Origin of the sequence: Aquimarina algicola (assembly GCF_006443095.1) — a bacterium.
In the GTDB taxonomy this organism is placed as follows: Bacteria; Bacteroidota; Bacteroidia; order Flavobacteriales; family Flavobacteriaceae; genus Aquimarina; species Aquimarina algicola.
The window spans coordinates 854,794-878,596 of record NZ_VFWZ01000002.1 but is presented as its reverse complement, the minus strand read 5'-3'; the positions used below and the strand labels follow the sequence as shown (position 1 = coordinate 878,596).

The window sequence follows — 23,803 nt, the reverse complement described above, 5'->3', positions numbered from 1 at the left end:
AATTATTTTTTGAGCTTTAAAATACGATTTTTGGGATCAAGATATGTATAGTTTTTAAAAGCATACAATAACCATCCAAATGCCATAATAAATATCCCTCTTTGGTATATTCCTCTAAAGTCTGAATGTACAAACATAGAATATGATAAAATTAGCGCGACAAGACTTACAAGAATGGATAATATCTTATGATCAAATTTTTTGGTTATAAAACTAACAGATAAACTATAGATGCAGAAAAAAATTCCTGTTGCCGTAGAAAAAACAGAATGCAACTCATCTTCAAAATGATTAAAATCTAAAGAAGTATCAATAGGAGCATGTAAAAAAATTGCGGTCATAAAAAAAGAGATGATAAACAAGAACAAAAGTATAAGCGAAATGTAATACCCTTTCAAATGTGTTATGCCTACAATAATAGTTATGCAACTAAGTGCTATAAAAACTATGTTTATGACCCAGTTATAAGAAGTGTTTTGAGCTCCTAACTCACTCAAAGTATTTTTGAATATCGAATATCCTTCTGTTGTAAAAAAAGGTAATATTATCGAAACAATGATCATCAATATGTATACGTACCTAAAAAGAATATAAAATACCTTTTTCACAGTTTCAATTTTTAATTGTTCAAGGGTTTTACCAGATTGTATATAGATTTGTTCCTTGTATCTACCTAACTTATGATTGGAGTATTATTAAACTTTTTGACAAGATGCAGAATTTCTTTTACAGGTATTATTATAGAGTATGTTCCCGTATATGAAGGACAAATAACACAGTCATCAAAATAGAATTCAACATTTTCGTGATTGACAACAAAGTTGTTTTTATAGGCTTTGAAATCTCCTTCAGATAGCTCCCAACAATCATAATACATCTCACCAGACTGGATATTCTCTTTGATAATTTTGTTTATAATATTGAACATTTCTTTTTCAGATCCGTCCTCAAAAAAGTCATTAAAATAAACAAAATCATGCTTGTCCAGACTAAAGTTTATACAATCAAATAAGTATGTAGAATATCGCATACCAGAATAATAATTTTCTTTGTAAAGTACAACACTGATCAGATTGTTTTTTATATCATATACCTTGTAATCAATACTTCTTTTATCTTTTAATCTGTTGATTTTTAATGTATCACAAATCAGTTCTTTGTCTTCTAATATTTCGTTTTCGGTTTTCTCTATATCGAGATAATTTTCTTTAATATATTTATTAAAAGTAGCATAGTTGGGATCGATATTTTCATTTAAAAAAGGATACCGATACTCAAGAGTATATTGATCTTCATCTTTAAAAAAACTTTTAGATATCAAAAGCTCTTGTAATTGAGTTTTATCATCTTCTGCCGCAAGAAGTTTTTGTTTTTTTATTGCTTTTGTTTTTTCTTGTTCTTTTATCAGTTCTATTTCAGAAAAAACAGGTAAAGTGTCTTGCTGTATCGTTGTAATGGGTTGCTCTGTCGGTCTATTTTGAGTTTCAGAAGGCTCTTTAGACTTTTCATTGCATGCAAACACAAACAAAAGAGAAAGACAATAGATTAATGGTTTCATAAATTTATCTTTAAGAAGTTACATAAAATTACTGCTATCACTCTTTAAAAAATATGATTTTGATCAGCTTCCTGTCTTTTTGAAACAGGTTGTTTATCAGTTTATTAACTTAGCAATAGAAGGAATTGTTATTTTTGAAGTCAAGGTTTCTCGTGCAATTGAAAACGATTTTTGATAATGCTCATGTCTTTTTGCACTTCTTGCACACGTTTTAATAGTTTGATAATGATATCTATACCTTCGAGATTTACGTTTAACTCTTTCTTAAAAAGTAAAAATTGCTCTAATTTGGGGAGCTCTTCTGTTCGTAAAAATGCAGTATGTCTTTTGGTAACAATATCAATTAACCCAAACTCGTGCAAAGAGTTGATAAAGGATAATTCTATCTCATGAAGACTGCAAAATTCTATTGCTGGGATAAGATTTTCTTTTGTCATAGCAATGATTTTAAAGTTTGGATATTTTTTAATTTTGTCAGATAAGTATTGAGAATGCAATACAGTGTGATGAATATTATTTTTATTCACTAATTGATATACAGGTTCTGTTTGAAATTAGATACAGCATTAAAAAACTGTCAGTCTGTTCTTTATGGATCGTATTTATCACTTTTTTCGACACTCGAGATGTAAGTGTTCCAAAGCTTATCTCAAAGTAGTTTACTTATCGATCAAACATTAGTTTGAGATTAGCCAACATTGTCAATTCTGATTTGTTTTTGCCAGAAAAAGCACCAGCAATGGTATTGACTGTATTCCAGATCATGATTTTGATGGTATTACTGAAACGATGTTTGTTTTCGTTGTAATAATTTTTGAAATCATTGAATGCTTCTTCTGCACTTAGTTCTTTATCATTAAGCCAATCAAAAATAATTTCGATTTGAAAAGCTGCATCAGCTCCAAATTCGTCTTGTAGATCATCAACATGTACCCATTCTGTCTTTATAATTTTTTTTAATGAATCATATTCAGAGCCTCTTACTACCTTATCAGAAGCTGCAACAGCATAAAACAATTTTCCTAAATTCTGATAAAATGTCAATCCTATATTTGATGTAGTATTCATAACATATAACTTTTACAAATTCATATGATAAAATTAGAGAGTCATACTGAGGTTTTTTATGATATTAATCAGATTAGTAAAATTTAAAATTTTGGAGAGAAACTATATTCATTTCATAAAAGAATGGAAAATGAAACGTGATGGGGTCAATTTTTTATGTAATGTTTAAGATTAGATTTGTAAGAGTATTCCTAACTCTTAATTTTTAGTTAAAGTATATCAAACAAACTATGATAAGAAATCTTAGATACGAATTTTTATAATTGTTTGTCTTATTTTTGAGAAATACAAAATTGAGAGATAGCAATATTCTTTTTTAAGTAACCAGGATCATTTTAATAGTAAATAATGAATAAAATAGTGCTGTATGGGAGTTTTTGAAAGGCATGAAGGTGTTTTCAAAATGTTGGCCGAAGGTGTTTCTGAGGGTATGATCGTGGTTAATCAAGAAGGGTATATCGTGGCGACCAATACTTATGTTGAAGAAATGTTTGGGTATGAAGAAGGAGAACTTAAAGGGCAACCTTTAAACGTAATGATCCCCAAAGAATATCATAGAGACCACGTAAAACATTTTGATTCTTTTGTAGAAGAAGGTGGGAAAAGAGCAATGGGAAAAGGACGAGATCTTTTTGGAATTAGAAAAGACAACTCGCGTTTTCCGGTAGAAGCCGGATTAAACCCATTTTTGATCGAGGGCAGAACATATGTTATGGCCTTAATAATGGACATAACAGTACGAAAACTACAAGAACAAAAAATTATTGATCTTAATGTTCAACTCGAAGAAAAAATAGAAGAACGCACTCATGAGCTTCGTAAAACAATAAAAGAGTTAGAAGAAGAAGTAAGACTGCGCAAAGAAGCAGAGGCAAGGATGAAAGAATCTCTCAAAAAAGAGAGAGATTTAAATGATCTGAAAACAAAATTTCTTTCTCTAGTGTCACATGAGTTTAAAACGCCATTGAGTGGGATTTCTACCTCAGCAACTTTAATACAAAAATATACAAAAACCGAACATCAAGAGAAAAGAGATAAACACTTAACTACTATAAGAAGTAAAGTAAAATATCTCGACAATATCCTTAATGATTTCTTGTCAGTAGAACGGCTAGAGACAGGAAAAGTAAATTATAAATTCTCTACTTTTCCGCTGAGCAAAGTGATCAATGAGGTCGTTTATGATGCAAATATGTTATTAAAAGACGGTCAAAGGATTAATTATCCGATGGATATTGATGATTACGTTTTGGATTTTGACGAAAAAATACTGGAGCTTATTTTGTCGAATTTGATAAATAATGCCGTAAAATACTCTAGAGAACATACTACAATAGATTTGCAAGTAAGTCTTGAAGATAATGTACTTACCTTTAAAATTGTAGATCAGGGAATAGGGATACCACAAAAAGAACAACAGTTTATATTCAACAGATATTTTAGAGCAGAAAATGCACTATTAGATCAAGGAACAGGAATAGGGCTTAATATTGTAAAGAGTCATTTAGAAAATCTTGGTGGAGCGATTAGCTTTTTAAGCGAAGAAAATGTAGGAACCACCTTTATTGTTAAAATACCAGTTGTAAACAACCACGACCAATAATGAAGACAATTTTATTAATTGAAGATGACACGGCTTTGCGTGAAAACACAGCAGAATTGTTAGAGTTATCTGACTATAATGTTACCACAGCACCTAATGGAAAAATAGGTATAGCCAAAGCAAAAGAAGAGAAACCGGATATTATCGTTTGCGATATTATGATGCCCGAAATTGACGGTTATGGAGTGCTAGAAGCACTATCTTATGACAAGTCAACAAATCATATACCTTTTATATTCTTATCCGCCAAAACCGAACACAAAGAGATAAGAAAAGGAATGGATATGGGAGCAGATGATTATCTGACTAAACCTTTTGATGAAGAAGAACTGATCAGTGCCATCGAAAGCCGTTTGGCAAAAGCACAACTCTTAGCCAATATTATTGTTGAAGAATCAAAAGATAAAAATGATCATGATGAAGATGAATTAAGAAATTTACATGAGCTTAAGAACTTTTTTGATGATCATGGTGAGATATCAAAACACAAAAAAGGAGAACTTATTTATAAAGAAGGTGATCATTCTAATAAAATATATTTGATTCTTAAAGGGATTGTAAAATCCCATAAAATGGATGAAAACGGTAAAGAATTGATCACAGCCTTATATAAAGAAGATGATTTTCTTGGATTTACTTCTTTTGTAGACAATACACCTTATCAAGAATCCGCTACTGCTGTAGAAGAAACAGAACTAGCAGGAGTGTCAAAAAGTGATCTCAAAAATATATTAGAGAAAAGCAAAAATATTTCGTTAGAATTAATGGAGCTATTAAGCGATAATCTTTCAGAAATAAAAGAACAGTTATTGCAAATGGCATATAGTTCTGTACGCAAAAAAACAGCGCAAACCATTTTGCAATTTGCTCAAGTGCTAAATAAAAAACCAGAAGAAAGTATAAAAATATCAAGAAACGATTTGGCAAGTGTGGCTGGCATTGCAACAGAAAGTCTAATAAGAACACTATCAAGTTTTAAAAAAGATGGCCTTATTGAAATCGAAGGCCGTAACATTAAAATCGTTGATTTGTCTCGTCTTCAGCTTGTTGAATAAAAAGTGCTGACAAATTCTTAAATGCAAATGATTTAAAAACTGATATTTGTCATACTTTTCATGAATACATCCTAATACATTTGCTGTATTAAGAAAGTATAAACATGAAGAATATCTTGATCCCGACTGATTTTTCTGAAAATTCATGGAACGCCATTGAATATGGGGTTTCTTTTTTCAAAAAAGTGAGTTGTAATTTTTATCTTCTTCATGTTTCTCCTTCACAAAATGTCACTCATGGGTTGTCACAAGGATCTATAGATGCCCTCTTTAATAGAGAAGTGGCTACTGATGATCCAAAACAACAATTAAATGATTTACTCAAGAAAGTGAAAAACCTTCCTGTAATAGGCAGTAATCATCGCTTTTTTACAATACATGAACATCTATTCTTTATTGATGCGATGCGAAAACAAGTTGCCGAAAAAAGTATTGATTTTATTGTAATGGGGACCAAAGGTGCTTCAGGAATAAGACAAAGAGCAGTCGGGACAAATACCGGAGATGTCATTACAAAAGTAAAATGCCCCGTTTTGGTCATCCCGGAAAAAGCGAGATATAAAAAACCTGAAACCATTGCTTTTCCTACAGATTATAATATCTATTACAAAAGTAAAATATTAGATACCATTACAGAGATTCTCTCTGTAAACAGTGCCTCTTTGAAAGTATTGCATATCACAAAGCAAGATCAGCAACTTACTTCTTTACAAGAGAAAAACAAGGACTTTTTAGATGATTATTTAGGTGAAAATATTGATCATAGCTTTCACTCATCATGTAATAAAAATATGGAAGAGGCGGTACAATGCTTTGTAGAACACAAAGAGATTGATATCATTACAATGATAGCAAAAAACCTTAATTTTTTTCAAAGAATTTTGTTTAATCCCTTGGTAGAAAAGATTAGTTATCATACCGAAATACCATTTTTGGTATTACATGAATAAAATATTTTGCCTCAAATTATTCAATACTATAATTATGGCAATTAACTGATTAGACACATTAAAAATATAAGATAAAGCCCTTACGTGAATGATATGTAAAATACTACATAATGAAGATGAATCAACAAAAACAAAAATATATAAATAATGTGCAGTTTAGTCGATAAATACAATATCCCGGGGCCGCGCTATACTAGCTATCCTACCGTTCCCTATTGGGACATCAATACGTTTTCTTTAAAAAATTGGATCGGTTCTTTAAAGAAATCATTTTCAGAAAGTAATGCAGTAGAAGGGATTAGCCTTTACATTCATTTACCATTTTGCGAGAGTATGTGTACTTTTTGTGGGTGTAACAAGCGTATTACCAAACAACATGCTGTAGAGTTACCCTATATCAAATCAGTTCTAAAAGAATGGTATTTGTATTTGAATGCACTTGGATCAAAGCCTAAAATCCAAGAACTTCATCTCGGAGGCGGAACCCCAACTTTTTTTTCTCCTAAGCATCTTACCTATCTCATCAATGGAATTTTTCTACATGCAGAAAAAGCAGAGAATTGTGAGCTGAGTTTTGAAGGACACCCAAATAATACAACCAAAGAACATTTGCAAGCACTATACGATGTTGGTTTTAGAAGGGTAAGTTTTGGAGTGCAAGATTATGATGAAAAAGTACAAAAAGCAATACATCGAATTCAACCTTTTGAAAACGTTGCAACTGTAACCAAAGTTGCAAGAGAAATAGGATATACATCCGTTGGTCACGATATATTATTTGGATTGCCTTTTCAAACGGAAGAAGCAGTTAAGGATACCATTTTAAAAACAAAAGAATTATTACCTGATCGATTGGCTTTTTACAGTTATGCTCATGTGCCCTGGCAGAAAGGAAATGGGCAAAGAGGTTTTAATGACGACGATCTTCCTTCTGCTAGCCTAAAAAGAAAACAATATGAAATGGGTAAAAAAATGCTTTCTGAAGTAGGTTATGAAGAGATAGGAATGGATCATTTTGCCTTAAAAAGTGATGCTTTATATCAATCTATGAAAAATAAAAAACTACATAGAAACTTTATGGGGTATACTGCTTCAAAAACACAAATGATGATTGGCTTGGGAGTATCTTCTATTAGTGATAGCTGGTATGGATTTGCACAGAATGTCAAAGGAATTGATGAATATCAACACCTTGTTCAAGAAGGTATTATTCCTGTGTATAGAGGGCATATTTTGCAAGAAGAAGATCGGGTGATAAGAAAACATATTCTTAACCTCATGTGTCATTTTGAGACCAACTGGAAAAGTGAAACAATGTATTTTAATGACCTGGAAGAGGTATTACTACGACTGAGACCCATAGAAGATGATGGTTTGATAGAGATTACAGACCATAAAATTATGGTTACCCAAAAAGGCAGACCTTTTGTACGTAATATTTGTATGGCATTTGATATGAGATTGCAACGCAAAAAACCAGAAACGCAATTATTTTCTATGACTGTTTAATCTAATTTTGATTTTCTTTTTACTCGATAATCAAAATTTAAATATTCTGAGACTTGCCTCGAAATCAAAGAATCCCTAATGGGCTTCCTCTGAGGTGCTTCATTATAAGTATAAAACCCTCAAAATTTTTGTTTTGAGGGTTTTATATTCATTGTATGGATAGAAAATCCTATCTCATAATGTTGTGTCTTTTATCAATTTCTGATTTATAAAATTATCAAAAACGGTAGAATTAAAATCTAAAATATGTTTTTTCTCTATATTACCCGAAGTATTCTTGATTACCTCTAGATGTATAGGAGCTTCCATATAAGATTGTAAATCTTTTCGATTTTTGAATTGAGAAAACAGAACAATATCTCCTTCAATATCATTTTTTATAACTGCATCTTTTTCTACGATATCAAGTCCTAAAACTTCAGGGAGTTTTTTTAATGATAACAATTCTCTTTTTATAAAGTCGATAGCATCATCATTATTTTGGATGAGCTTAAAAATTACTATGTGAAAAACCATAAATTTTAATTTTTGATCCAGGTTCCATGATTTATCTCTGCGGTAAAACCAGGACCAAAAGCTGCCATCATACCAGTGTCACCATTTTTTCTTGTCTTGGATTCAAATTCTTTATTTAATACATCCAAAACGACACCGCTAGCAATATTTCCATGATTTTTAAGACTTTGTCTGCTCTTAGAAACATTTTCTTCTACCAAATCAAGGTTAGAAACTAGTTCATCTAAAATTTTTCTGCCTCCTGTATGAAATAAGTGAAAATCCAAATCATTAATTTCTTTTTCGCATTCATCTTTAATAAGACCTTTCATAATTGGAGCTACGTCTTTAATACTGTGCATTACTTCTTTATCTAATCCAAAGTGAAATCCAGTTGATTTTACATCATATTTTATATAATGATCAGAATCTTTCTTCACAAAAGAATCGATACCTTCTATTAGGTATCCTTCATCACCATCTTCATACGCTCCTTTAATAATACACCCGGATACGGCATCTCCAAATAAGCAATTTGAAATCAAAGAGGAAATCTTGCTGTCTTCTGGTTGAAATAATAATGAAGAAAACTCTACTGATAATAATAAAACATTATGATCAGGATAAGCTTTGATATATTCATACGCTCTATTAAGCGCCCATGCGCCTGCTGCACATCCTAATTGCGCCACCGGAAGCTGTTTTGTATTAGGTCTAAATCCTAAATCACTTATTATATAAGAAGTAAGTGAAGGCATTAAAAAACCAGTACAAGATACCACCATAAGCATATCTATATCATTTGGTGTCATTTTGTTATCATCTAATACTTGTTTGGCTACTCTTGATGCCATTTTTAATCCATGATCTTTATACAATTTATTTCTGTATTCAAATCCGGGGTGCGTAATTACTTGATCAATAGGTGAAAGTAGGTTTCTATGGTCCACCTGAGTATTTCGTATCATACGCTCAACAGTATCCCATTTTGGATGATAAGGAAATAACTCTTTTAAGACATTGACCATTTGATCTTGACTAACTTCATGTTCAGGAAAAATTACGGTAGGCTTTGTTACTAAAGACATTTGTGTGTGATTAAGTGGTTAATAATTTTACTATGTTGAATTTGTCGATGGTAAACGGTACCGATTACAAAAAATTATGTAAGAATTCCCTCTAAAAGGACGATTTTACTATTTGTATACTAAATGTAAACCTTTTAAGATTATTATTATATAGGGTTACATTTTGAAGTGAAATTAATTGTAAAGAAATAAATATGAAGAGATTAGTGTTTTTTATTTTGCCATGACACTGTTTTAATAAAAATATATTGATGCTAAAATTAATTTTGATACATTTTTTCACACAAAACAAAACCCTCATAATAATGCACGCTTATGAGGGTTTCAAATAAAAACTGCTATTGCAATAACCATGACCTATTATGCAGTTTTTATAAAATCAATATCATGTTTAACCTTATTTCTTCTTAGTATCTTGTTTTTTGGCTCTTTCTTTAGCTTTTTTTGCACGTTTTTGTGCTCCGGGATGGGATGAGGTTAATGAACCCTTACCTCCATCTCCACTTAGATCTGCTAATTTTTGAAAAGCTGATGACATAGCGTGATAATTATGATTATGTTTTACCAGAAATTTAAATCCATATTCATCAGAAGCAGATTCATTAGATTGAGAAAATTGTGCGTTCAAAACATTTTCAACAAAACCACCAATTTCTTGATCTGCAAGGATTTGACCGGCTCCTGTATTGTTTACAGCAAGGTCTTTTGCAGCAGAAACAGCATAGGCAGATTTATATCTTTTTTTTGAGTGTCCTAGCTTTACATGCCCTATCTCATGACCAATAACACTCAAAAGCTCATCATCAGTCATAAGATCCATTAATCCTGCCATTACACGAACACTACCATCCGGAGTAGCAAAAGCATTGATATCTACAACCTTGTAAACTTTAAAATTTAAATCCAAACCATCTTCACTCTCAAGACCGGATACTAGTTTTGCCAATCTATCAGCATAAGGATCTCCTTGTTCTGCTACCGGATTATTTTCATCCATCCATTGTACAGATTGTAATGATAACGTTTTCATCTGTTCGTTTGATAAAGTAGCTGCCTTAAGCAGTTTCTCTCCGGCACCAATGTTTTTTTTATTTAGGAGTTTCCCAAATTGTGCTTGGGTTGTAAAACTGATGATCATTAATACTAATACGATGCAATTTTTCATTGTAATGTAATTTATAGATTAGCTTGCTGTAAAATTAGTTTTTATTGTGGTCGATATAATCCCTTTTTTCAGGGGTTTTTATGAAGAATTAAATCTTTTTTTGAGAAAAGGAATATTTTAGAGCTGCTTAATGACATTCAAAACCAGAAGATACCATTTCGGTAGCAGGTTTTGGAGAAAGATAAGGAATACCAAGTCCAAGTCCACGAATAATAAAAATCAGACCAATAATCACCACAAATACAGGGATTGCTTTCTGAATACGGTTTCTAATATTAACAGACAAAAAACTACCAGTATAAACGACCGCTGTCATTAAAGGGATGGTTCCTAATCCAAAAAAGATCATATATAGGCCTCCTTCTAATATATTACCAGATGCAATAGCGCCAAAAACGGCAATATATACCAGTCCGCAAGGTAAAAAACCATTTAAAAAACCAATAGTTAAAAAAGTATCAGGTGTTTTCTTTTTTAATTCTTTGCCAAGTGCATTTTTTACTTTAGAAATAACCTTATAAACAGGTTTAGAAAAATTGTATTTGGCAAAAATACGATGAGGTAATAGAATGACAAGGATCATAGCTAACCCTATGAAGATTGATAATTTTTGCTGAAACCCAAAAAGATTAAGGCTTTTGCCAATAATACCAAAGAGTATTCCTATGATGGCATACGTCAACAATCTACCGATATGATACAACCCTATCTGAAAGAATTTTGAAACATTATGAGTTCTGCTTACCGGAAGCATAAAAGCAATAGGTCCACACATGCCTACACAGTGGAAACTACCTAAAATACCAAGTATGAATGCAGAGATAAGCATGTGTATATTGATTTAATATACCAAAGAGGTTTTAAATAAATAGTCTTTATTATCATATTTCCAGTTCACTTTAATATTCCACCTTCCTTCTATCATATTTTCATCATTGATTAAAAGTTCAGGATTAGATAATGCTATCGGGATTTCGAAATCCAGGTTTTTATTTGATGGCCTATATAAAGAAACTGTTCCAGAAATATCATTGTAGTTTTTATCTTGTGGAAAAGAAAGTAATAATCCTGAGTCTGTTTTTTGTATAGTTATATTTTTTGTTAAGGCTATGGCATTCTTTTCGGCATCGATCTCTTTTTGAAAATGAAGTTCTTGTTTATAATATTCTTCTGTAACAAGATCGTGTTTATATTTTTTGTTAGTATTCATTTTAATCACAAAAAATAATATAAAGGATATAAAACCAATAAAAGCTAATACAATTGCTGCGCCCCAATTTATTTTAATTTTCATCTTTTTACTTTTTAATGGAGATAAGCGGTAAACAGTTGTCATTTGCTCATCAGATTCAACACTAATTTATTTATAACTTCTAGGGCCTAAAAAGGCAGCTTTGGTTGTTTCTATTAATTTGTCATTACTAAAAACCCCTATTTTTACTTTATCCTTATCGCCACTTAAGGCAGAAGCGTTGATTTCTATAAATAAAGTTCCTTCTGCAAGTCCCTGTCTGGGAACAGTAAAGTTTTTATGTGTGACTACCTCTATTTTACCTTTGTGAGATAATAGTTCAAAATGTATATCTTCTATAGGATCAGATGTTTTATTGACCAGTTTATAGGTATATACATTGCTAATCATATTATTTTCTTTACGTTCATAAAGCTGCCCGGGAAGCCTCAATACATTGGCTTCTATATCGTTTCTTAATAAAGCCATCCCCATGAAAACACTCATAAGAATAAATAAAACAGCACTATATCCTATAAGTCTTGGAGTGAATTTAAATTTTGCTTTTTTTGCAATATTATCCTCACTTGCGTAGCGAATTAATCCTTTTGGTAGATTAATACTTTCCATGATTTTATCACACTCATCAATACAAGCAGTACAATTTACACATTCAAGCTGCGTACCATTACGAATATCGATTCCCGTTGGGCATACATGTACGCATTGAAAACAATCTATACAATCTCCTTTGCCCAATGCAGTACGATCTTCATTTTTTCTAAATTTTGATCTACCGGATTCTCTTTCACCTCTTTTATAATCGTATGCAACAACAATAGATTTTGAATCTAATAATACACCTTGTAGTCTGCCATAAGGGCAAGCAATGATACAAACCTGTTCTCTAAACCATGCAAATACAAAATAGAATACAGTAGTAAATATTAATAGTGGAATAAGAACACTAAAATGTTTTAGAGGACCATCGGTAACATATTGTATTACTTGATCGCTTCCTATAAGATACGATAGAAAAGTATTTGCGATCAAAAATGAGATGATAAAAAAGATAGACCATTTGAGTCCTCGTTTTCTTATTTTTTCACTATTCCAGGGTTGTTTGTCAAGTCGTTTTTGTTTTCCTCGATCTCCTTCTATCCAATATTCAATTCTACGAAACACCATTTCCATAAATATAGTTTGCGGGCAAACCCATCCACAAAATAATCTACCAAAAGCTACTGTAAATAATGTAACAAATATAACCCCAATGATCATCGAGATAACGAATAGATGAAAGTCTTGTGGCCAAAACGGCGCTCCAAAAATATTAAAGCGGCGTTCCAGAACATTAAACATTAAGAACTGGTTGCCATTTATTTTTATAAAAGGAGCAGCAAAAAAGAATAGTAATAATCCATAACTAACCCAGATACGGTAGTTATAAAATTTACCACTTGGTTTTTTTGGATGTACCCAAGCGCGTTTTCCTTCTTCATTTATCGTACTGATCGAATCTCTAAATTTTTCGTCGGCTGGTGTTTCCAATGTGATTTGTTTTTTGATGTTAAAATGCCAATGTAAGCATAGTCGAAACGCTTGCCATTGCGATACGTTTCGACTATGCTATTAGGGACATTAAAAAAGGGGGAATTTCATATTTAACTTTTATTCATTAACAGCGACAGACGTAGAGTCTGATACGGTCTCTTTTGTTTCTGTTTCAGGTTGTGTCTTTTCTTCTCCTTTTGGAGCATCAGGATCAACCCAGATATCACCTTGTGGTTCTTTTGGATCTGCTGGGGTAGTACCCTCGAATGAGAGTACATAACTGGCTACCTGAGCCATTTCTGCCGGCTTTAATGTTTGTTTCCAGGCGACCATTCCTTTTCCATCTCGACCACCTTCAGAAATTGTATTAAAAACATTTTTGATACCACCTCCCAAAATCCAGTATTTATCAGTAAGGTTTGGTCCGATACCGCCACCTCCATCTGCTTTGTGACAAGCTACACAATTCGCTGTAAATATAGCTTCACCCGCTTTGAGGTCGGCTGCATCAGTAAGCAATGTAACGGTATTAACATCTACAAGATCTTTGGCATTTTTCTTATATTCTTCTATAGCTATTCTAGCTTCTGCCACTTCTGTTTCATATTCTTCGATCTGATTGTAGTCGTTATAGACATGAAAACGGATAAGATATACAACACCGAATATAATAGTTACATAAAAACCATATACCCACCAAGGCGGAAGATTATTGTCAAGCTCTTTGATACCATCATAATTGTGATCAAGTATAATATCGTGCTCTTCTTCTACCGGCTTACTATCAAGTAGTTTTAGATATAGTGTTTTGATCCATCTAAATTGTTTTTCTTTTCTTGCCTTTTCTGCTACAAGAAAACGTTCCTGCCCTTCTTCATTAAGAGAGTGGAATAAAATATTTTTTAATGCTGCCAGACTGATTTCGATTGCAACAGCAAATAAGAATACAATTCCTAGACCTAACCATGATAGTGGCTCAGCGATAAAGGCAGATTCGTCACCGGTTTCTACGGTTACTTCTATTAAAATATAAGCTAGTGCTAAAAAGGCAATAATTCTTATGTAGGATGCGATGCTTCTCATAGGTTATATTCTTTTTCGTTTTCGGTTTCTAATGGAATTCGACTAACTTCTTGTATATGCTCTTTTTTTGATGTGATTACCCACCAAAATAATAGCGCAAAAAAGACGAAAAATATGAGCAATGATATCATAGGATAAATTTCTATGCCTTCGATACTTTCCATATGGCCTTTGATGAATTTTAGCATGATGATAATTATTTATATAGTTAGTGAAACTGTTTTTATTATGTTTTTAAATCATGTAATATGATTTCTTACTAGTTTGATGAAATGTTATTTGCTTTCGGTTTGAACAACTTCACCATCTTTATTAGTCACTTTTATGTCGGTTCCTAATCGTTGTATGTACGCGATGAGTGCTACAACTTCTCGATTTCTCATTTCTACAAACTCCAACCCATTTTCTTTTGCATATTTTTTGTCAGCTTCATAGGTTTTTGCAAAATCAGGATCGCTATACAAGTTTTTTTCTATTTGTGTTGCTTGTTCATCCATCCACTGCTGGGCTTTTGCGATTTCTTCTGTTGTATAGGGTACTCCTAGAGATACCATCGCTTCCATTTTCTTTTCAGTATCTGATCTGTCAAGCTCATTTTTAATTAGCCATTTATAACTTGGCATTATAGAGCCCGAAGATGTGGTTTGTGGATCATAGAAATGGTTTAAGTGCCAGTTGTCAGAGTATTTACCACCAACACGAAACAGATCAGGTCCAGTACGTTTACTACCCCATAAGAATGGATGGTCATAAACATATTCTCCTGCTTTAGAATACTCGCCATAACGTTCTACCTCACTTCTAAATGGTCGAATCATCTGTGAGTGACATGATACACAGCTTTCTCGGATATAGATGTCTCTACCTTCAAGCTCTAGGGGAGTATAAGGTTTTACACTAGAGATGGTAGGGATATTTGATTCTACCATTATAGTAGGTATAATTTGTACCGCTCCTCCAATGAGAATTGCAATGGTAGAAAATATGGTTAATCTAACAGGTCTTCTTTCTAACCAAGTATGATAAGTCTCTTTTGCAGTTCTGAATCTGGTTACCTTTGTCAATGGAGCCGCTTCTGCTAATTCGTCTGTAATTGTACTTCCTTGTCTTACAGTTTTTACGACATTGTAAACCATAATAAAAATACCGAGGATATATAAACTTCCTCCAATAGCTCTCATCCAATACATGGGTATGATCTCGTTTACGGTTTCTAAGAAGTTACCATAAACCAGGCTTCCATCAGGATTAAATTGCTTCCACATAGAAGCTTGTACAAAACCGGCAACATACATTGGTAATGCATACATAACGATACCCAGTGTACCTACCCAAAAGTGAACATTTGCCAATGCTGTAGACCATAATTTTGTTTTGGCGAGTTTAGGAATTAACCAGTATGCCATCCCAAAGGTCAAGAATCCATTCCATGCTAATGCTCCTACATGAACATGGGCAATAACCCAATCACTAAAGTGTGCAATTGCATTTACATTTTTAAGAGATAACATAGGGCCTTCAAAAGTTGCCATACCATATCCTGTAATGGCTACTACCATGAATTTTAATACAGGGTCAGTACGTACTTTATCCCAAGCCCCTCGCAATGTTAACAAACCGTTGATCATACCACCCCATGATGGAGCAATTAGCATTACAGAAAAAGCTACACCAAGATTCTGTGCCCAGTCTGGTAAAGCTGAATATAATAAATGGTGAGGTCCTGCCCATATATATATAAATATCAAAGACCAGAAATGCACAATAGACAATCTATATGAGTACACAGGCCTATTTGCTGCTTTCGGAATAAAATAATACATTAATCCTAGAAACGGAGTTGTCAAAAAGAATGCAACGGCATTATGACCATACCACCATTGTACTAGTGCATCTTGAACTCCTGCATATACAGAATAACTTTTTAAAGCACTAACAGGTAATTCTAAACTATTAAAAATATGTAAAACAGCTACTGTAACTACTGTGGCAATGTAGAACCAAATGGCAACATATAGGTGACGTTGCCTTCTTCTAAGCATAGTACCTATTAAGTTCCACCCAAAAGTTACCCAGATTACCGCAATTGCAATATCAATAGGCCATTCTAATTCTGCATATTCTTTTGATGTTGTATATCCTAAAGGTAATGTGATTGCTGCTCCCAAAATGATTAATTGCCAACCCCAAAAGTTGATGTTACTTAGCGCATCACTAAACATACGGGTTTTGAGCAGACGTTGTGTAGAATAGTAAACCCCTGCAAAAATGGCATTACCCACAAAGGCAAAAATAACAGCATTGGTATGCAATGGTCTTAATCGACCAAAACTTAACCAGGAGATACCATCTGTAAGATTAGGGAACAAAAACATAAATGCCAGTAGCAAACCTACTGACATCCCTATAACGCCCCAAAATATAGTAGCGTACAAGAATTTTTTTACAATTTTGTTGTCATAATAAAATTGTTCCATTTCCATATTAAGATTCTTTAGTTTTATTTGATAATGGTGATTGTTCTTCGCTCTCTGTTATAAGTTCATCATCAAAAAGCATTCGAACAGAAGGAGTGTACACATCGTCATACTGACCATTTTTGACAGAAATAATAAAGGCCACAAAAAAGACAATAGCGACAATAATGCTTATAGTTAATAATACATAGATAGCACCCATACTTTCCTTACGTTTATGCCCCAAAATTATGTGTGAATGTTATCTTAGAAAATGACTTTTGTCATGTTTTGTCGATTCTTTACTGATATAGTTGGGTAATTTCTAAAACAATACTGTTTTGAGAGCATTTTAGGGCTTAAAATGTGAATTAAATGTTAAAGTAGTACCTTTTTATGCATAGTACTGTAACAAAATTTGATTTCTGATGTCTAGTAGGTATAAATCAAATTAAAAATAAGTATTATGAGAACATTAGACAGCAATCAAATCACAAACAAATTAGAAGCTACAAAAGGATACGTTTGGAATTCTAAAAGAAGATACAGATAACAATTCAATAATCAAATATTCATTAATCAAAAAGTAACAATCATGAACACATCAATTCACAATCAAATAGCGAACAAATTAACAAATACCAAAACACATCTATGGAATTCTAAAAGAAGATATAGATAAGAATCACAAAAAAATTATAATCATTTATCAATTAAAAAACAAATAGTATGAGAACGTTAGACAACAATCAAATTACTCAAAAATTAACTGGAACAAAAGGGTATACATGGAACGCTAAAAGACGTTACAGATAGTAAAAAATTAAGTATTAAAATTATATCATTCATTTTAAAAAACAAAAAATCATGAGAACATTAGACAACAATCAAATTACAAACAGAGCACAAGGAACCAAAAGTCATATATGGAACGGAAAAAGACGTTTTAGATAACTTTAATTTATAACCTAAAAATACTAATCACCATGAAAACGCTAAGAAATACAAGAAAACGATTAAAAACTGCGGCACAAAAACAAAACATGTTTTTGAATTGCGCACCAAGTCTTTACAATTATGAAGATATTTTGTTTGCAAGAATCAAACGCTACGCATATTAGAGCAATTTTAATAATAACCTAAGAGGCCAAATTTTGTACAAAGTTTGGCCTTAATTTTTATATTGAATTTATATCCTAAGCTGATCAAATATGATATATATCATATGAAATCTTGTAATTCATTATGACTTTTATAAAGTGAAATACCTCAGATAGATAATGTTCATGAGGCGTTTACATCTCGATGATTGAGTAAAATTAATTGTGAAATCCTTAAAATCATTTTGTGATGAGAAAAAACTTAGGAAGAATTGATGTCGTAATCAGGATATGTATAGGATTTATATTAGCATATTTATTTTATAACCACTACATCTCTGATACTTTGGGAGTAGCTTTGCTAACTGTATCAGGTATTTTGATTATCACTGGGTTTGTAGGTTGGTGTCCATTATATCAAATTTTGGGACTAAGTACTTGTAAACTCAAAAATTAGACGGCAAAATGTCTGATGTCTTTCGACCATTCGTAATTAGATAATAACTTGTATGTTATAGATTGATTACGATTGTGGTTTTGAGCCTCGATAAACTCTATTTCAATAGGCTTTACAATATATCCTCCCCAATACTGAGGTTTAGGAATTATAATTTTATTACTGAATTTTTCTTGGTAAAACAACAATTGTTCTTCAAGCTTTTTCCTCGAAGTAACAACTTTACTTTGGTTAGATGCCCAAGCACTCAATTTACTTCCTCTGGGGCGAGAATCAAAATATCCTTCAGACAGGTTTTTAGATATTTTTTCTGCATAACCACTTATGTGTACTCTTTTTTTGGCTTTTGACCAGTTAAAAGAGAGTGATACTTTATTGTTATTCGTGATTGCTATTCCTTTTTCACTATTGTAATTAGTAAAAAACGTGAAGCCCTCCCAGGTAAAACGCTTTAACAAAACAATTCGACTTTTGGGAAATCCATCTGTACCTATTGTAGATAATAACATGATGTTTACTTCATCTTCGGGATAAGACTTTTCTACTTCGAAAAACCATTTTTGAAAATGCTGTATCGGATTATGTTCTTCTGCAAGACTCATTATTTATTTCTCTCTAATTTTATTACCATGCCAGTTCGTCAAAATGGTCACAAATGCAACGATAGAAATAGAACTTAACGGCATTAATATGGCAGCTACGATTGGAGAAAGCTGACCGGTTACGGCAAAGTATAGTCCTATAATGTTATATAAAAAGGAAAGGATAAAACTAGATTTTATAATTTTGATAGTCCTTTTAGAAATTTTTAAAAAGTCAGGAATCATTTCAAACTGCGAAGCGTCTAGAATTGCATCACAAGCAGGAGAAAAAACATTTACGTTTTCTGAAATAGCAATCCCTACGTCACTCTGCGCTAATGCTCCGGCATCATTAAGGCCATCACCCAGCATGATCACCTTTTTTTGTTGCTCTTGTATGGATTGAATATATTTTAGCTTATCATCAGGTTTTTGATGAAATGATAAAGCTGTTCCTTTTGGTAATAAGGATTCAAGATTTTTCTTCTCTCCTTCATTATCACCTGATAGTATAGCAAGTTGGTAGTTTCTTGATAGTTGATCAAATACTTTTTGTATTCCATTTCTATATTTATTACAGAAAATGTAATGCCCTTTATATTGATTATTGGTGCTGATATGTACAGCGGTATTTTGTGTTTGTAATGGATCTGTATTTCCGACAAAAATAGAAGATCCTATTTTTATACTATTATCCATTGATTTTGCTTCGATCCCTTTACCAATAGACTCTTGGTACTCATCTAGTGTTAGAATATCATGTTCTGCCAATACATCATATAATGCTCGGCTAAGGGGATGACTAGAGGCTCTCAAAGTATTTTTTAATAAAGATTCTTCTTCTGTTGTGAGGACCATTCCTTCATACTTTATTTCGCTTCCAGTATTAGTAGTGATGGTACCGGTTTTGTCAAAAATCATAGTATCTATAGAAGCAAGCCTCTCTATCACATCGGCATTTTTGATATAAAATTTATTTTTCCCAAAAATGCGTAGCATATTACCTAATGCAAAGGGTCTTGCCAATGCGAGTGCACATGGGCAGGCTATAATGAGTACTGCGGTAAATACTTGCATGGCTTTCGAGATATCTGCAAATAACCAATATGTAGTAGCGATTACTGCAACGCATAGAATGGCTATCGTAAAGTATTTACTGATTGTATCTGTGAGATTAGTAAATGAAGCGGATTTATCTCTTTTGAACACATCATTACTCCATAATTGTGTGAGATAACTTTGCTCTACGGATTTTATGACTTCTACCTCTATTGCATTGTGCAATTGTCTTCCTCCGGCAAAAAGTTTATCTCCAGATTGTTTGGTAACAGATTCACTCTCTCCCGTAACAAAACTATAATCGATCTCTGCATTACCATTGATCAAAATGCAATCTACAGGAATAAGCTCTTTGTTTCTGATCAGAATACGATCTCCCTTTTTTATGTCATAGATTTGTACGGTTTCTTCTTTTTGTTCATTTGATTCATCGGCATTGTTAATCCTTGTTACTGCAATAGGAAAATAAGATTTGTAATCTCGCTCAAAGGATAGGAAAGAATATGTTTTTTGTTGAAAGAATTTTCCTAAAAGTAGAAAAAAGACCAGACCTGTAAGACTATCAAAAAAGCCGGTACCCCAGTCAAAAATGATTTCTGCAGTGCTTCGTAAAAATAATACTAAAATTCCTAAAGCTATAGGTACATCTATGTTTAAGATTTTAGAACGTAACCCTTTGTAAGCAGAAATAAAGTAATCTTGTGCAGCATAAAATACTACAGGGAGAGAAAAAGCAAACATTAACCATCTAAAGACATGCTTATATTTTTCTAACCAATACTCTGAAACTTCAAAATACTCGGGGAATGATAAAAACATGACATTTCCGAATGCGAATCCTGCAATGCCTAATTTGTAAATCAAGCTTCTGTTTATTTGTTTCTGACTAGAAGAATAGTCATTTAAGCTGATATAAGGTTCGTATCCAATTGTTCCCAGTAAAAGCACTATTTCTTTAAGAGAGATTCGATCAGAGTGATATGTAATACGTACATTCTTTTTAGGAAAATTAACTTGTGATACCGTGATCGCAGATTGGAGCTTGTTGAGGTTTTCTAAAACCCAAATGCAAGAACTACAATGAATATGAGGAATATACAAGGTGGTTATTTGTGTATTCCCATCATCAAACTCAATCAGTTTTTCAGCAATAGAAGGAGTATCGAGATAATCGTACTTTCCTTTAATTTCTTCAGGAACGGCTCCAGGAGATGATTGAAGATCATAATAACAGGATAGATCATTAGTCGAAAAAATCTCATATACAGTTTTGCACCCATTGCAACAGAATGTTTTGTTATCAAAATTGATAGTCGTTGTACCGCAATCGTTTCCACAATGGAAGCATGTAGATTCCGTCATAACTTTTATTCATTTCTTACAAAGTTTAAAAACGATAACTATACATTCTATGACTTTTGTCATGTAGCTAAAATAGAGGCGCTTTTTTTGAGCCCTATATTTTGCTTGATATTTAAAAATTATCAGATTTTGAAATACCCAACAAAATACAATTGATCACCAGAGCTTACCAGATTACATCTACTATGATATACTACTGATGTAGTATTATACTATATGCTTGTAAACAACCTTTGTCAAGCGATTTGTTTTGATTATAACACCTTCTACTTGTAGACAAGCGGTTATAAGGTATTTTTGTAAAAGGGATACCGATTAAAAAGAGAGAGATTTTACAGAAAACAGATATTATAGATGTTGTGAATCATCTATAATTTTCATTGGATATAGGACGGTCTTCGTAAAAATCTTCAAAAGTTTTGTTTGTTGAGTACTTGTCTCTAAGTACTTTATAGACCATAATAATTACCATGAGTTGACCGATACAGGTTAAGTAAAACACCCAACCAAAAGTAAAATTCATTGTAGCCATAATCGTAACCATAATTAGGATTATAGTAGTAAGGGTTACCGTAAACATTGCAGAGAACTTCATCTTTTTCTTTTTTCTACAAGATAACGGTTTTTAGTCAATAAACCTCTTAAGGTTTCCTCAAAAAACGAACAGTTTTGCTGACAAAAATCATAGTTTCTGCCTCTGCATTTATCTAGTTTTGAATACAACATATCAAAAAGGTAAACCTATGAGAAAGATATTGATTCCAACAGATTTTTCAGAAAATGCAATGAATGCTTTACGGTATGCTGTTGAGCTTAATAAATATGAATACTGTGAGTTTTTTATCATTCATGCATATGATGATAGCAATAGTGATAAGGCAATAGATACAGCTTGTATTGATGAAGAATTGGTAAAAGTTTTGTCAGATATACGCAAGATATCACCCAACCCCAGGCATCAATATAAAACGATGGCTATTTTGGGGAATCTGGTAGACAATACCAATGATTTGGTTGATCAAGAGAATATTGATATTCTGATCATGGGAACACGAGGAAAAACAGATGATCGCAAAATGACTTTTGGCAGCAACACTTTACAAGTCGTAAGATATGTAAAATGCCCTGTCTTGGCTATCCCCAATGGATGTAAGTATACACAACCAAAAAATATTTTATTTCCTACCGATTATTTGATGCCTTTCAGAAGAAGGGAACTGAAACTTCTAAGTACTTTGACAAAGAGTTTTAGATCTATTGTAAACTTTTTATATGTTTCTGATTACGAAAAACTTTCGACAAGGCAAGAAGACCACAAGAAATTTATATCTACCTCTTTGCCAGAAGCAGAATTAAAATTTTGTACTACTCAGGCAGATGACCTTACTGAAGCTATAAATCAATTTATAGAAAAAAATGAAATTGATTTTTTGGTAATGGTGAATTCTAGAAATTCTTATCTCGAAAGCATACTGTATCAATCTACTATAGACAAAATTGGGTTACATATCAAAATTCCTTTTTTGGCAATGCAAAACCTAGATAGAAACTAAACAAATTATAATCTCTTATGAAACGTATATTGCTACCCACAGATTTTTCTGAAAATGCTTATAATGCAATGAAATATGCTATGCATTTTTTTGCAGAAGAAAAAGTTACCTTTTACTTACTCAATACCTTTACCCCTGTTTCTTATCATGCAGGATACCTTGTAGAAAACCCTACAATATATGGATTAGAAGATGTAAGTCTAATGCATTCTAAAAATGAGATAGAGAAAGTAGAAAATAGACTTAAAAAAGAATTTAATAATACTAATCATAGTTTTGAGCGATTATCTGCATTCAATACCCTGATCAGCGAGATCCAAGAAGTGGTAAAAGAGTATGAAATTGATCTTATTGTGATGGGAACCAAAGGCGCTACCGGAGCTAAAGAAATTTTTATAGGAACTCATACTATGTATACTATCAAAAAGGTAAAATGCCCGGTTATTGTTGTACCTTCTGATTTTGAGTTCGAAACTCCCAAAGATATCTTACTCCCAACAGATTATAAACTTGATGTGAATAATAGATATCTAAGTTTGATCAAAGAAATATGTGATAAACACATATCCAGACTCAACATACTCAATGCATATTATGGCGTGCCATTAGATAAAAACCAGAAAAAAGTGAAAGATTTTCTTGATGTATATTTTGAAGAAAATGCACACGTCTTTCATCTTGCAGAAAATGTAGATGTAATAGAAGCCGTAGAGGGTTTTCAGAAAAAATATAAGATCAACTTATTGATCATGATCCATAACAAACATTCTTTTTTTGAAAATTTATTGTTTAAACCTGTGATCAATCAGATTGCATATCATACCAATATTCCCTTTCTGGTAATCCCTTCTGAAGAAAGAATGTAACATGTAATGA

Annotated in this window: 25 protein-coding genes; 8 read left to right on the top strand and 17 right to left on the bottom strand. The window is 32.4% G+C overall.

Annotation, left to right across the window (positions count from 1 at the left end):
- Positions 1-2: 2 nt before the first annotated feature.
- The 4 genes from FHK87_RS07890 to FHK87_RS07875 form a co-directional block, all read right to left on the bottom strand.
- Positions 3-608 (bottom strand): DUF998 domain-containing protein, encoded by a 606-nt coding sequence (locus FHK87_RS07890; protein ID WP_140592136.1) that lies wholly within the window; start codon positions 606-608, stop codon positions 3-5.
- Positions 609-673: 65 nt separating this feature from the next.
- The gene (locus tag FHK87_RS07885) at positions 674-1,558 is read right to left on the bottom strand and encodes a DUF3298 domain-containing protein (protein ID WP_140592135.1); all 885 of its coding nucleotides are present in this window, start codon (positions 1,556-1,558) and stop codon (positions 674-676) included.
- A 140-nt stretch (positions 1,559-1,698) separates the two neighbouring features.
- Positions 1,699-1,995, bottom strand: coding sequence for a chaperone modulator CbpM (locus tag FHK87_RS07880; RefSeq protein ID WP_140592134.1), 297 nt, complete (start codon positions 1,993-1,995; stop codon positions 1,699-1,701).
- 226 nt (positions 1,996-2,221) lie between these two features.
- Positions 2,222-2,626, bottom strand: coding sequence for a hypothetical protein (locus tag FHK87_RS07875; RefSeq protein WP_140592133.1), 405 nt, complete (start codon positions 2,624-2,626; stop codon positions 2,222-2,224).
- A 367-nt stretch (positions 2,627-2,993) separates the two neighbouring features.
- Between FHK87_RS07875 and FHK87_RS07870 the strand changes: the two genes are divergently transcribed.
- The 4 genes from FHK87_RS07870 to hemN all read left to right on the top strand — a co-directional run bounded on the left by FHK87_RS07870 (position 2,994) and on the right by hemN (position 7,743).
- Positions 2,994-4,229, top strand: coding sequence for a PAS domain-containing sensor histidine kinase (locus FHK87_RS07870; protein ID WP_140592132.1), 1,236 nt, complete (start codon positions 2,994-2,996; stop codon positions 4,227-4,229).
- Positions 4,229-5,284 carry a response regulator gene (locus FHK87_RS07865; RefSeq protein WP_140592131.1) on the top strand — a complete coding sequence of 352 codons (1,056 nt, stop codon included), beginning with the start codon at positions 4,229-4,231 and terminating at the stop codon, positions 5,282-5,284. The genes FHK87_RS07870 and FHK87_RS07865 overlap by 1 nt, the downstream gene beginning before the upstream one ends.
- Before the next feature lie 104 nt (positions 5,285-5,388).
- Positions 5,389-6,234 (top strand): universal stress protein, encoded by an 846-nt coding sequence (locus tag FHK87_RS07860; RefSeq protein ID WP_140592130.1) that lies wholly within the window; start codon positions 5,389-5,391, stop codon positions 6,232-6,234.
- A 147-nt stretch (positions 6,235-6,381) separates the two neighbouring features.
- Positions 6,382-7,743, top strand: coding sequence for an oxygen-independent coproporphyrinogen III oxidase (hemN, locus tag FHK87_RS07855; RefSeq protein WP_140592129.1), 1,362 nt, complete (start codon positions 6,382-6,384; stop codon positions 7,741-7,743).
- Between the two features lie 174 nt (positions 7,744-7,917).
- Here hemN and FHK87_RS07850 read toward each other — a convergent pair whose 3' ends face one another.
- From FHK87_RS07850 to ccoS, 10 genes are all read right to left on the bottom strand, one after another.
- Positions 7,918-8,259, bottom strand: coding sequence for a Dabb family protein (locus tag FHK87_RS07850; protein ID WP_140592128.1), 342 nt, complete (start codon positions 8,257-8,259; stop codon positions 7,918-7,920).
- Between the two features lie 5 nt (positions 8,260-8,264).
- A complete protein-coding gene (locus tag FHK87_RS07845; RefSeq protein ID WP_140592127.1) occupies positions 8,265-9,326 on the bottom strand; it encodes a type III polyketide synthase in 1,062 nt (353 codons plus the stop codon).
- A gap of 397 nt (positions 9,327-9,723) precedes the next feature.
- Positions 9,724-10,491, bottom strand: a complete 768-nt coding sequence (locus tag FHK87_RS07840; protein ID WP_140592126.1) for a M48 family metallopeptidase — start codon at positions 10,489-10,491, stop codon at positions 9,724-9,726.
- Positions 10,492-10,618: 127 nt separating this feature from the next.
- Positions 10,619-11,320, bottom strand: coding sequence for a sulfite exporter TauE/SafE family protein (locus FHK87_RS07835; RefSeq protein WP_140592125.1), 702 nt, complete (start codon positions 11,318-11,320; stop codon positions 10,619-10,621).
- A gap of 12 nt (positions 11,321-11,332) precedes the next feature.
- Positions 11,333-11,785 carry a FixH family protein gene (locus FHK87_RS07830; protein WP_317133540.1) on the bottom strand — a complete coding sequence of 151 codons (453 nt, stop codon included), beginning with the start codon at positions 11,783-11,785 and terminating at the stop codon, positions 11,333-11,335.
- Between the two features lie 66 nt (positions 11,786-11,851).
- On the bottom strand, positions 11,852-13,273 hold the full coding sequence (ccoG, locus tag FHK87_RS07825; RefSeq protein WP_140592124.1) for a cytochrome c oxidase accessory protein CcoG: 1,422 nt from the start codon (positions 13,271-13,273) through the stop codon (positions 11,852-11,854).
- Positions 13,274-13,393: 120 nt separating this feature from the next.
- Complete coding sequence (locus tag FHK87_RS07820) at positions 13,394-14,359, bottom strand: cbb3-type cytochrome c oxidase N-terminal domain-containing protein (protein ID WP_140592123.1); 966 nt, start codon at positions 14,357-14,359, stop codon at positions 13,394-13,396.
- Entirely contained in the window at positions 14,356-14,547 is a 192-nt protein-coding gene (locus FHK87_RS07815; protein WP_140592122.1) for a CcoQ/FixQ family Cbb3-type cytochrome c oxidase assembly chaperone, read from the bottom strand. Before FHK87_RS07815 ends, FHK87_RS07820 begins: the two co-directional genes overlap by 4 nt.
- A gap of 87 nt (positions 14,548-14,634) precedes the next feature.
- Positions 14,635-16,842, bottom strand: a complete 2,208-nt coding sequence (gene ccoN / locus FHK87_RS07810) for a cytochrome-c oxidase, cbb3-type subunit I (protein ID WP_140592121.1) — start codon at positions 16,840-16,842, stop codon at positions 14,635-14,637.
- Position 16,843: 1 nt separating this feature from the next.
- Entirely contained in the window at positions 16,844-17,038 is a 195-nt protein-coding gene (gene ccoS, locus FHK87_RS07805) for a cbb3-type cytochrome oxidase assembly protein CcoS (protein ID WP_140592120.1), read from the bottom strand.
- Positions 17,039-17,801: 763 nt separating this feature from the next.
- On the opposite strand from ccoS, the gene FHK87_RS26525 reads away from it, so the two are divergent.
- Together FHK87_RS26525 and FHK87_RS07800 are read left to right on the top strand one after the other, a co-directional pair.
- Positions 17,802-17,936, top strand: coding sequence for a hypothetical protein (locus tag FHK87_RS26525; protein ID WP_262711249.1), 135 nt, complete (start codon positions 17,802-17,804; stop codon positions 17,934-17,936).
- Positions 17,937-18,165: 229 nt separating this feature from the next.
- Positions 18,166-18,372, top strand: a complete 207-nt coding sequence (locus FHK87_RS07800; protein WP_140592119.1) for a YgaP family membrane protein — start codon at positions 18,166-18,168, stop codon at positions 18,370-18,372.
- Here FHK87_RS07800 and pdxH read toward each other — a convergent pair.
- From pdxH to FHK87_RS07785, 3 genes are all read right to left on the bottom strand, one after another.
- On the bottom strand, positions 18,369-18,974 hold the full coding sequence (pdxH, locus tag FHK87_RS07795; protein ID WP_140592118.1) for a pyridoxamine 5'-phosphate oxidase: 606 nt from the start codon (positions 18,972-18,974) through the stop codon (positions 18,369-18,371). The two genes, FHK87_RS07800 and pdxH, sit on opposite strands and share 4 nt — an antisense overlap.
- Before the next feature lie 3 nt (positions 18,975-18,977).
- On the bottom strand, positions 18,978-21,374 hold the full coding sequence (locus FHK87_RS07790; RefSeq protein ID WP_140592117.1) for a heavy metal translocating P-type ATPase: 2,397 nt from the start codon (positions 21,372-21,374) through the stop codon (positions 18,978-18,980).
- Positions 21,375-21,738: 364 nt separating this feature from the next.
- Positions 21,739-21,969, bottom strand: a complete 231-nt coding sequence (locus FHK87_RS07785) for a hypothetical protein (RefSeq protein ID WP_140592116.1) — start codon at positions 21,967-21,969, stop codon at positions 21,739-21,741.
- A gap of 148 nt (positions 21,970-22,117) precedes the next feature.
- Here FHK87_RS07785 and FHK87_RS07780 point away from each other — a divergent pair, with 148 nt between their 5' ends.
- Both FHK87_RS07780 and FHK87_RS07775 read left to right on the top strand, forming a co-directional pair.
- The gene (locus FHK87_RS07780; protein WP_140592115.1) at positions 22,118-22,927 is read left to right on the top strand and encodes a universal stress protein; all 810 of its coding nucleotides are present in this window, start codon (positions 22,118-22,120) and stop codon (positions 22,925-22,927) included.
- A 17-nt stretch (positions 22,928-22,944) separates the two neighbouring features.
- A complete protein-coding gene (locus tag FHK87_RS07775; protein WP_140592114.1) occupies positions 22,945-23,793 on the top strand; it encodes a universal stress protein in 849 nt (282 codons plus the stop codon).
- Positions 23,794-23,803: the final 10 nt, after the last annotated feature.

What these genes read in the sequence shown, in the direction of transcription:
- FHK87_RS07835 (WP_140592125.1), bottom strand. Translation starts at nt 11,320, where the DNA reads ATGCTTATCTCTGCATTCATACTTGGTATTTTAGGTAGTTTCCACTGT.
- FHK87_RS07850 (WP_140592128.1), bottom strand. Translation starts at nt 8,259, where the DNA reads ATGGTTTTTCACATAGTAATTTTTAAGCTCATCCAAAATAATGATGAT.
- FHK87_RS07885 (WP_140592135.1), bottom strand. Translation starts at nt 1,558, where the DNA reads ATGAAACCATTAATCTATTGTCTTTCTCTTTTGTTTGTGTTTGCATGC.
- FHK87_RS07790 (WP_140592117.1), bottom strand. Translation starts at nt 21,374, where the DNA reads ATGACGGAATCTACATGCTTCCATTGTGGAAACGATTGCGGTACAACG.
- FHK87_RS07785 (WP_140592116.1), bottom strand. Translation starts at nt 21,969, where the DNA reads ATGAAGTTCTCTGCAATGTTTACGGTAACCCTTACTACTATAATCCTA.
- FHK87_RS07870 (WP_140592132.1), top strand. Translation starts at nt 2,994, where the DNA reads ATGGGAGTTTTTGAAAGGCATGAAGGTGTTTTCAAAATGTTGGCCGAA.
- ccoS (WP_140592120.1), bottom strand. Translation starts at nt 17,038, where the DNA reads ATGGGTGCTATCTATGTATTATTAACTATAAGCATTATTGTCGCTATT.
- FHK87_RS07875 (WP_140592133.1), bottom strand. Translation starts at nt 2,626, where the DNA reads ATGAATACTACATCAAATATAGGATTGACATTTTATCAGAATTTAGGA.
- FHK87_RS07830 (WP_317133540.1), bottom strand. Translation starts at nt 11,785, where the DNA reads ATGAAAATTAAAATAAATTGGGGCGCAGCAATTGTATTAGCTTTTATT.
- FHK87_RS07780 (WP_140592115.1), top strand. Translation starts at nt 22,118, where the DNA reads ATGAGAAAGATATTGATTCCAACAGATTTTTCAGAAAATGCAATGAAT.
- hemN (WP_140592129.1), top strand. Translation starts at nt 6,382, where the DNA reads ATGTGCAGTTTAGTCGATAAATACAATATCCCGGGGCCGCGCTATACT.
- FHK87_RS07860 (WP_140592130.1), top strand. Translation starts at nt 5,389, where the DNA reads ATGAAGAATATCTTGATCCCGACTGATTTTTCTGAAAATTCATGGAAC.
- FHK87_RS07865 (WP_140592131.1), top strand. Translation starts at nt 4,229, where the DNA reads ATGAAGACAATTTTATTAATTGAAGATGACACGGCTTTGCGTGAAAAC.
- FHK87_RS07775 (WP_140592114.1), top strand. Translation starts at nt 22,945, where the DNA reads ATGAAACGTATATTGCTACCCACAGATTTTTCTGAAAATGCTTATAAT.
- FHK87_RS07800 (WP_140592119.1), top strand. Translation starts at nt 18,166, where the DNA reads ATGAGAAAAAACTTAGGAAGAATTGATGTCGTAATCAGGATATGTATA.
- FHK87_RS07820 (WP_140592123.1), bottom strand. Translation starts at nt 14,359, where the DNA reads ATGAGAAGCATCGCATCCTACATAAGAATTATTGCCTTTTTAGCACTA.
- FHK87_RS07845 (WP_140592127.1), bottom strand. Translation starts at nt 9,326, where the DNA reads ATGTCTTTAGTAACAAAGCCTACCGTAATTTTTCCTGAACATGAAGTT.
- ccoN (WP_140592121.1), bottom strand. Translation starts at nt 16,842, where the DNA reads ATGGAAATGGAACAATTTTATTATGACAACAAAATTGTAAAAAAATTC.
- FHK87_RS26525 (WP_262711249.1), top strand. Translation starts at nt 17,802, where the DNA reads ATGAAAACGCTAAGAAATACAAGAAAACGATTAAAAACTGCGGCACAA.
- FHK87_RS07815 (WP_140592122.1), bottom strand. Translation starts at nt 14,547, where the DNA reads ATGCTAAAATTCATCAAAGGCCATATGGAAAGTATCGAAGGCATAGAA.
- FHK87_RS07880 (WP_140592134.1), bottom strand. Translation starts at nt 1,995, where the DNA reads ATGACAAAAGAAAATCTTATCCCAGCAATAGAATTTTGCAGTCTTCAT.
- FHK87_RS07840 (WP_140592126.1), bottom strand. Translation starts at nt 10,491, where the DNA reads ATGAAAAATTGCATCGTATTAGTATTAATGATCATCAGTTTTACAACC.
- pdxH (WP_140592118.1), bottom strand. Translation starts at nt 18,974, where the DNA reads ATGAGTCTTGCAGAAGAACATAATCCGATACAGCATTTTCAAAAATGG.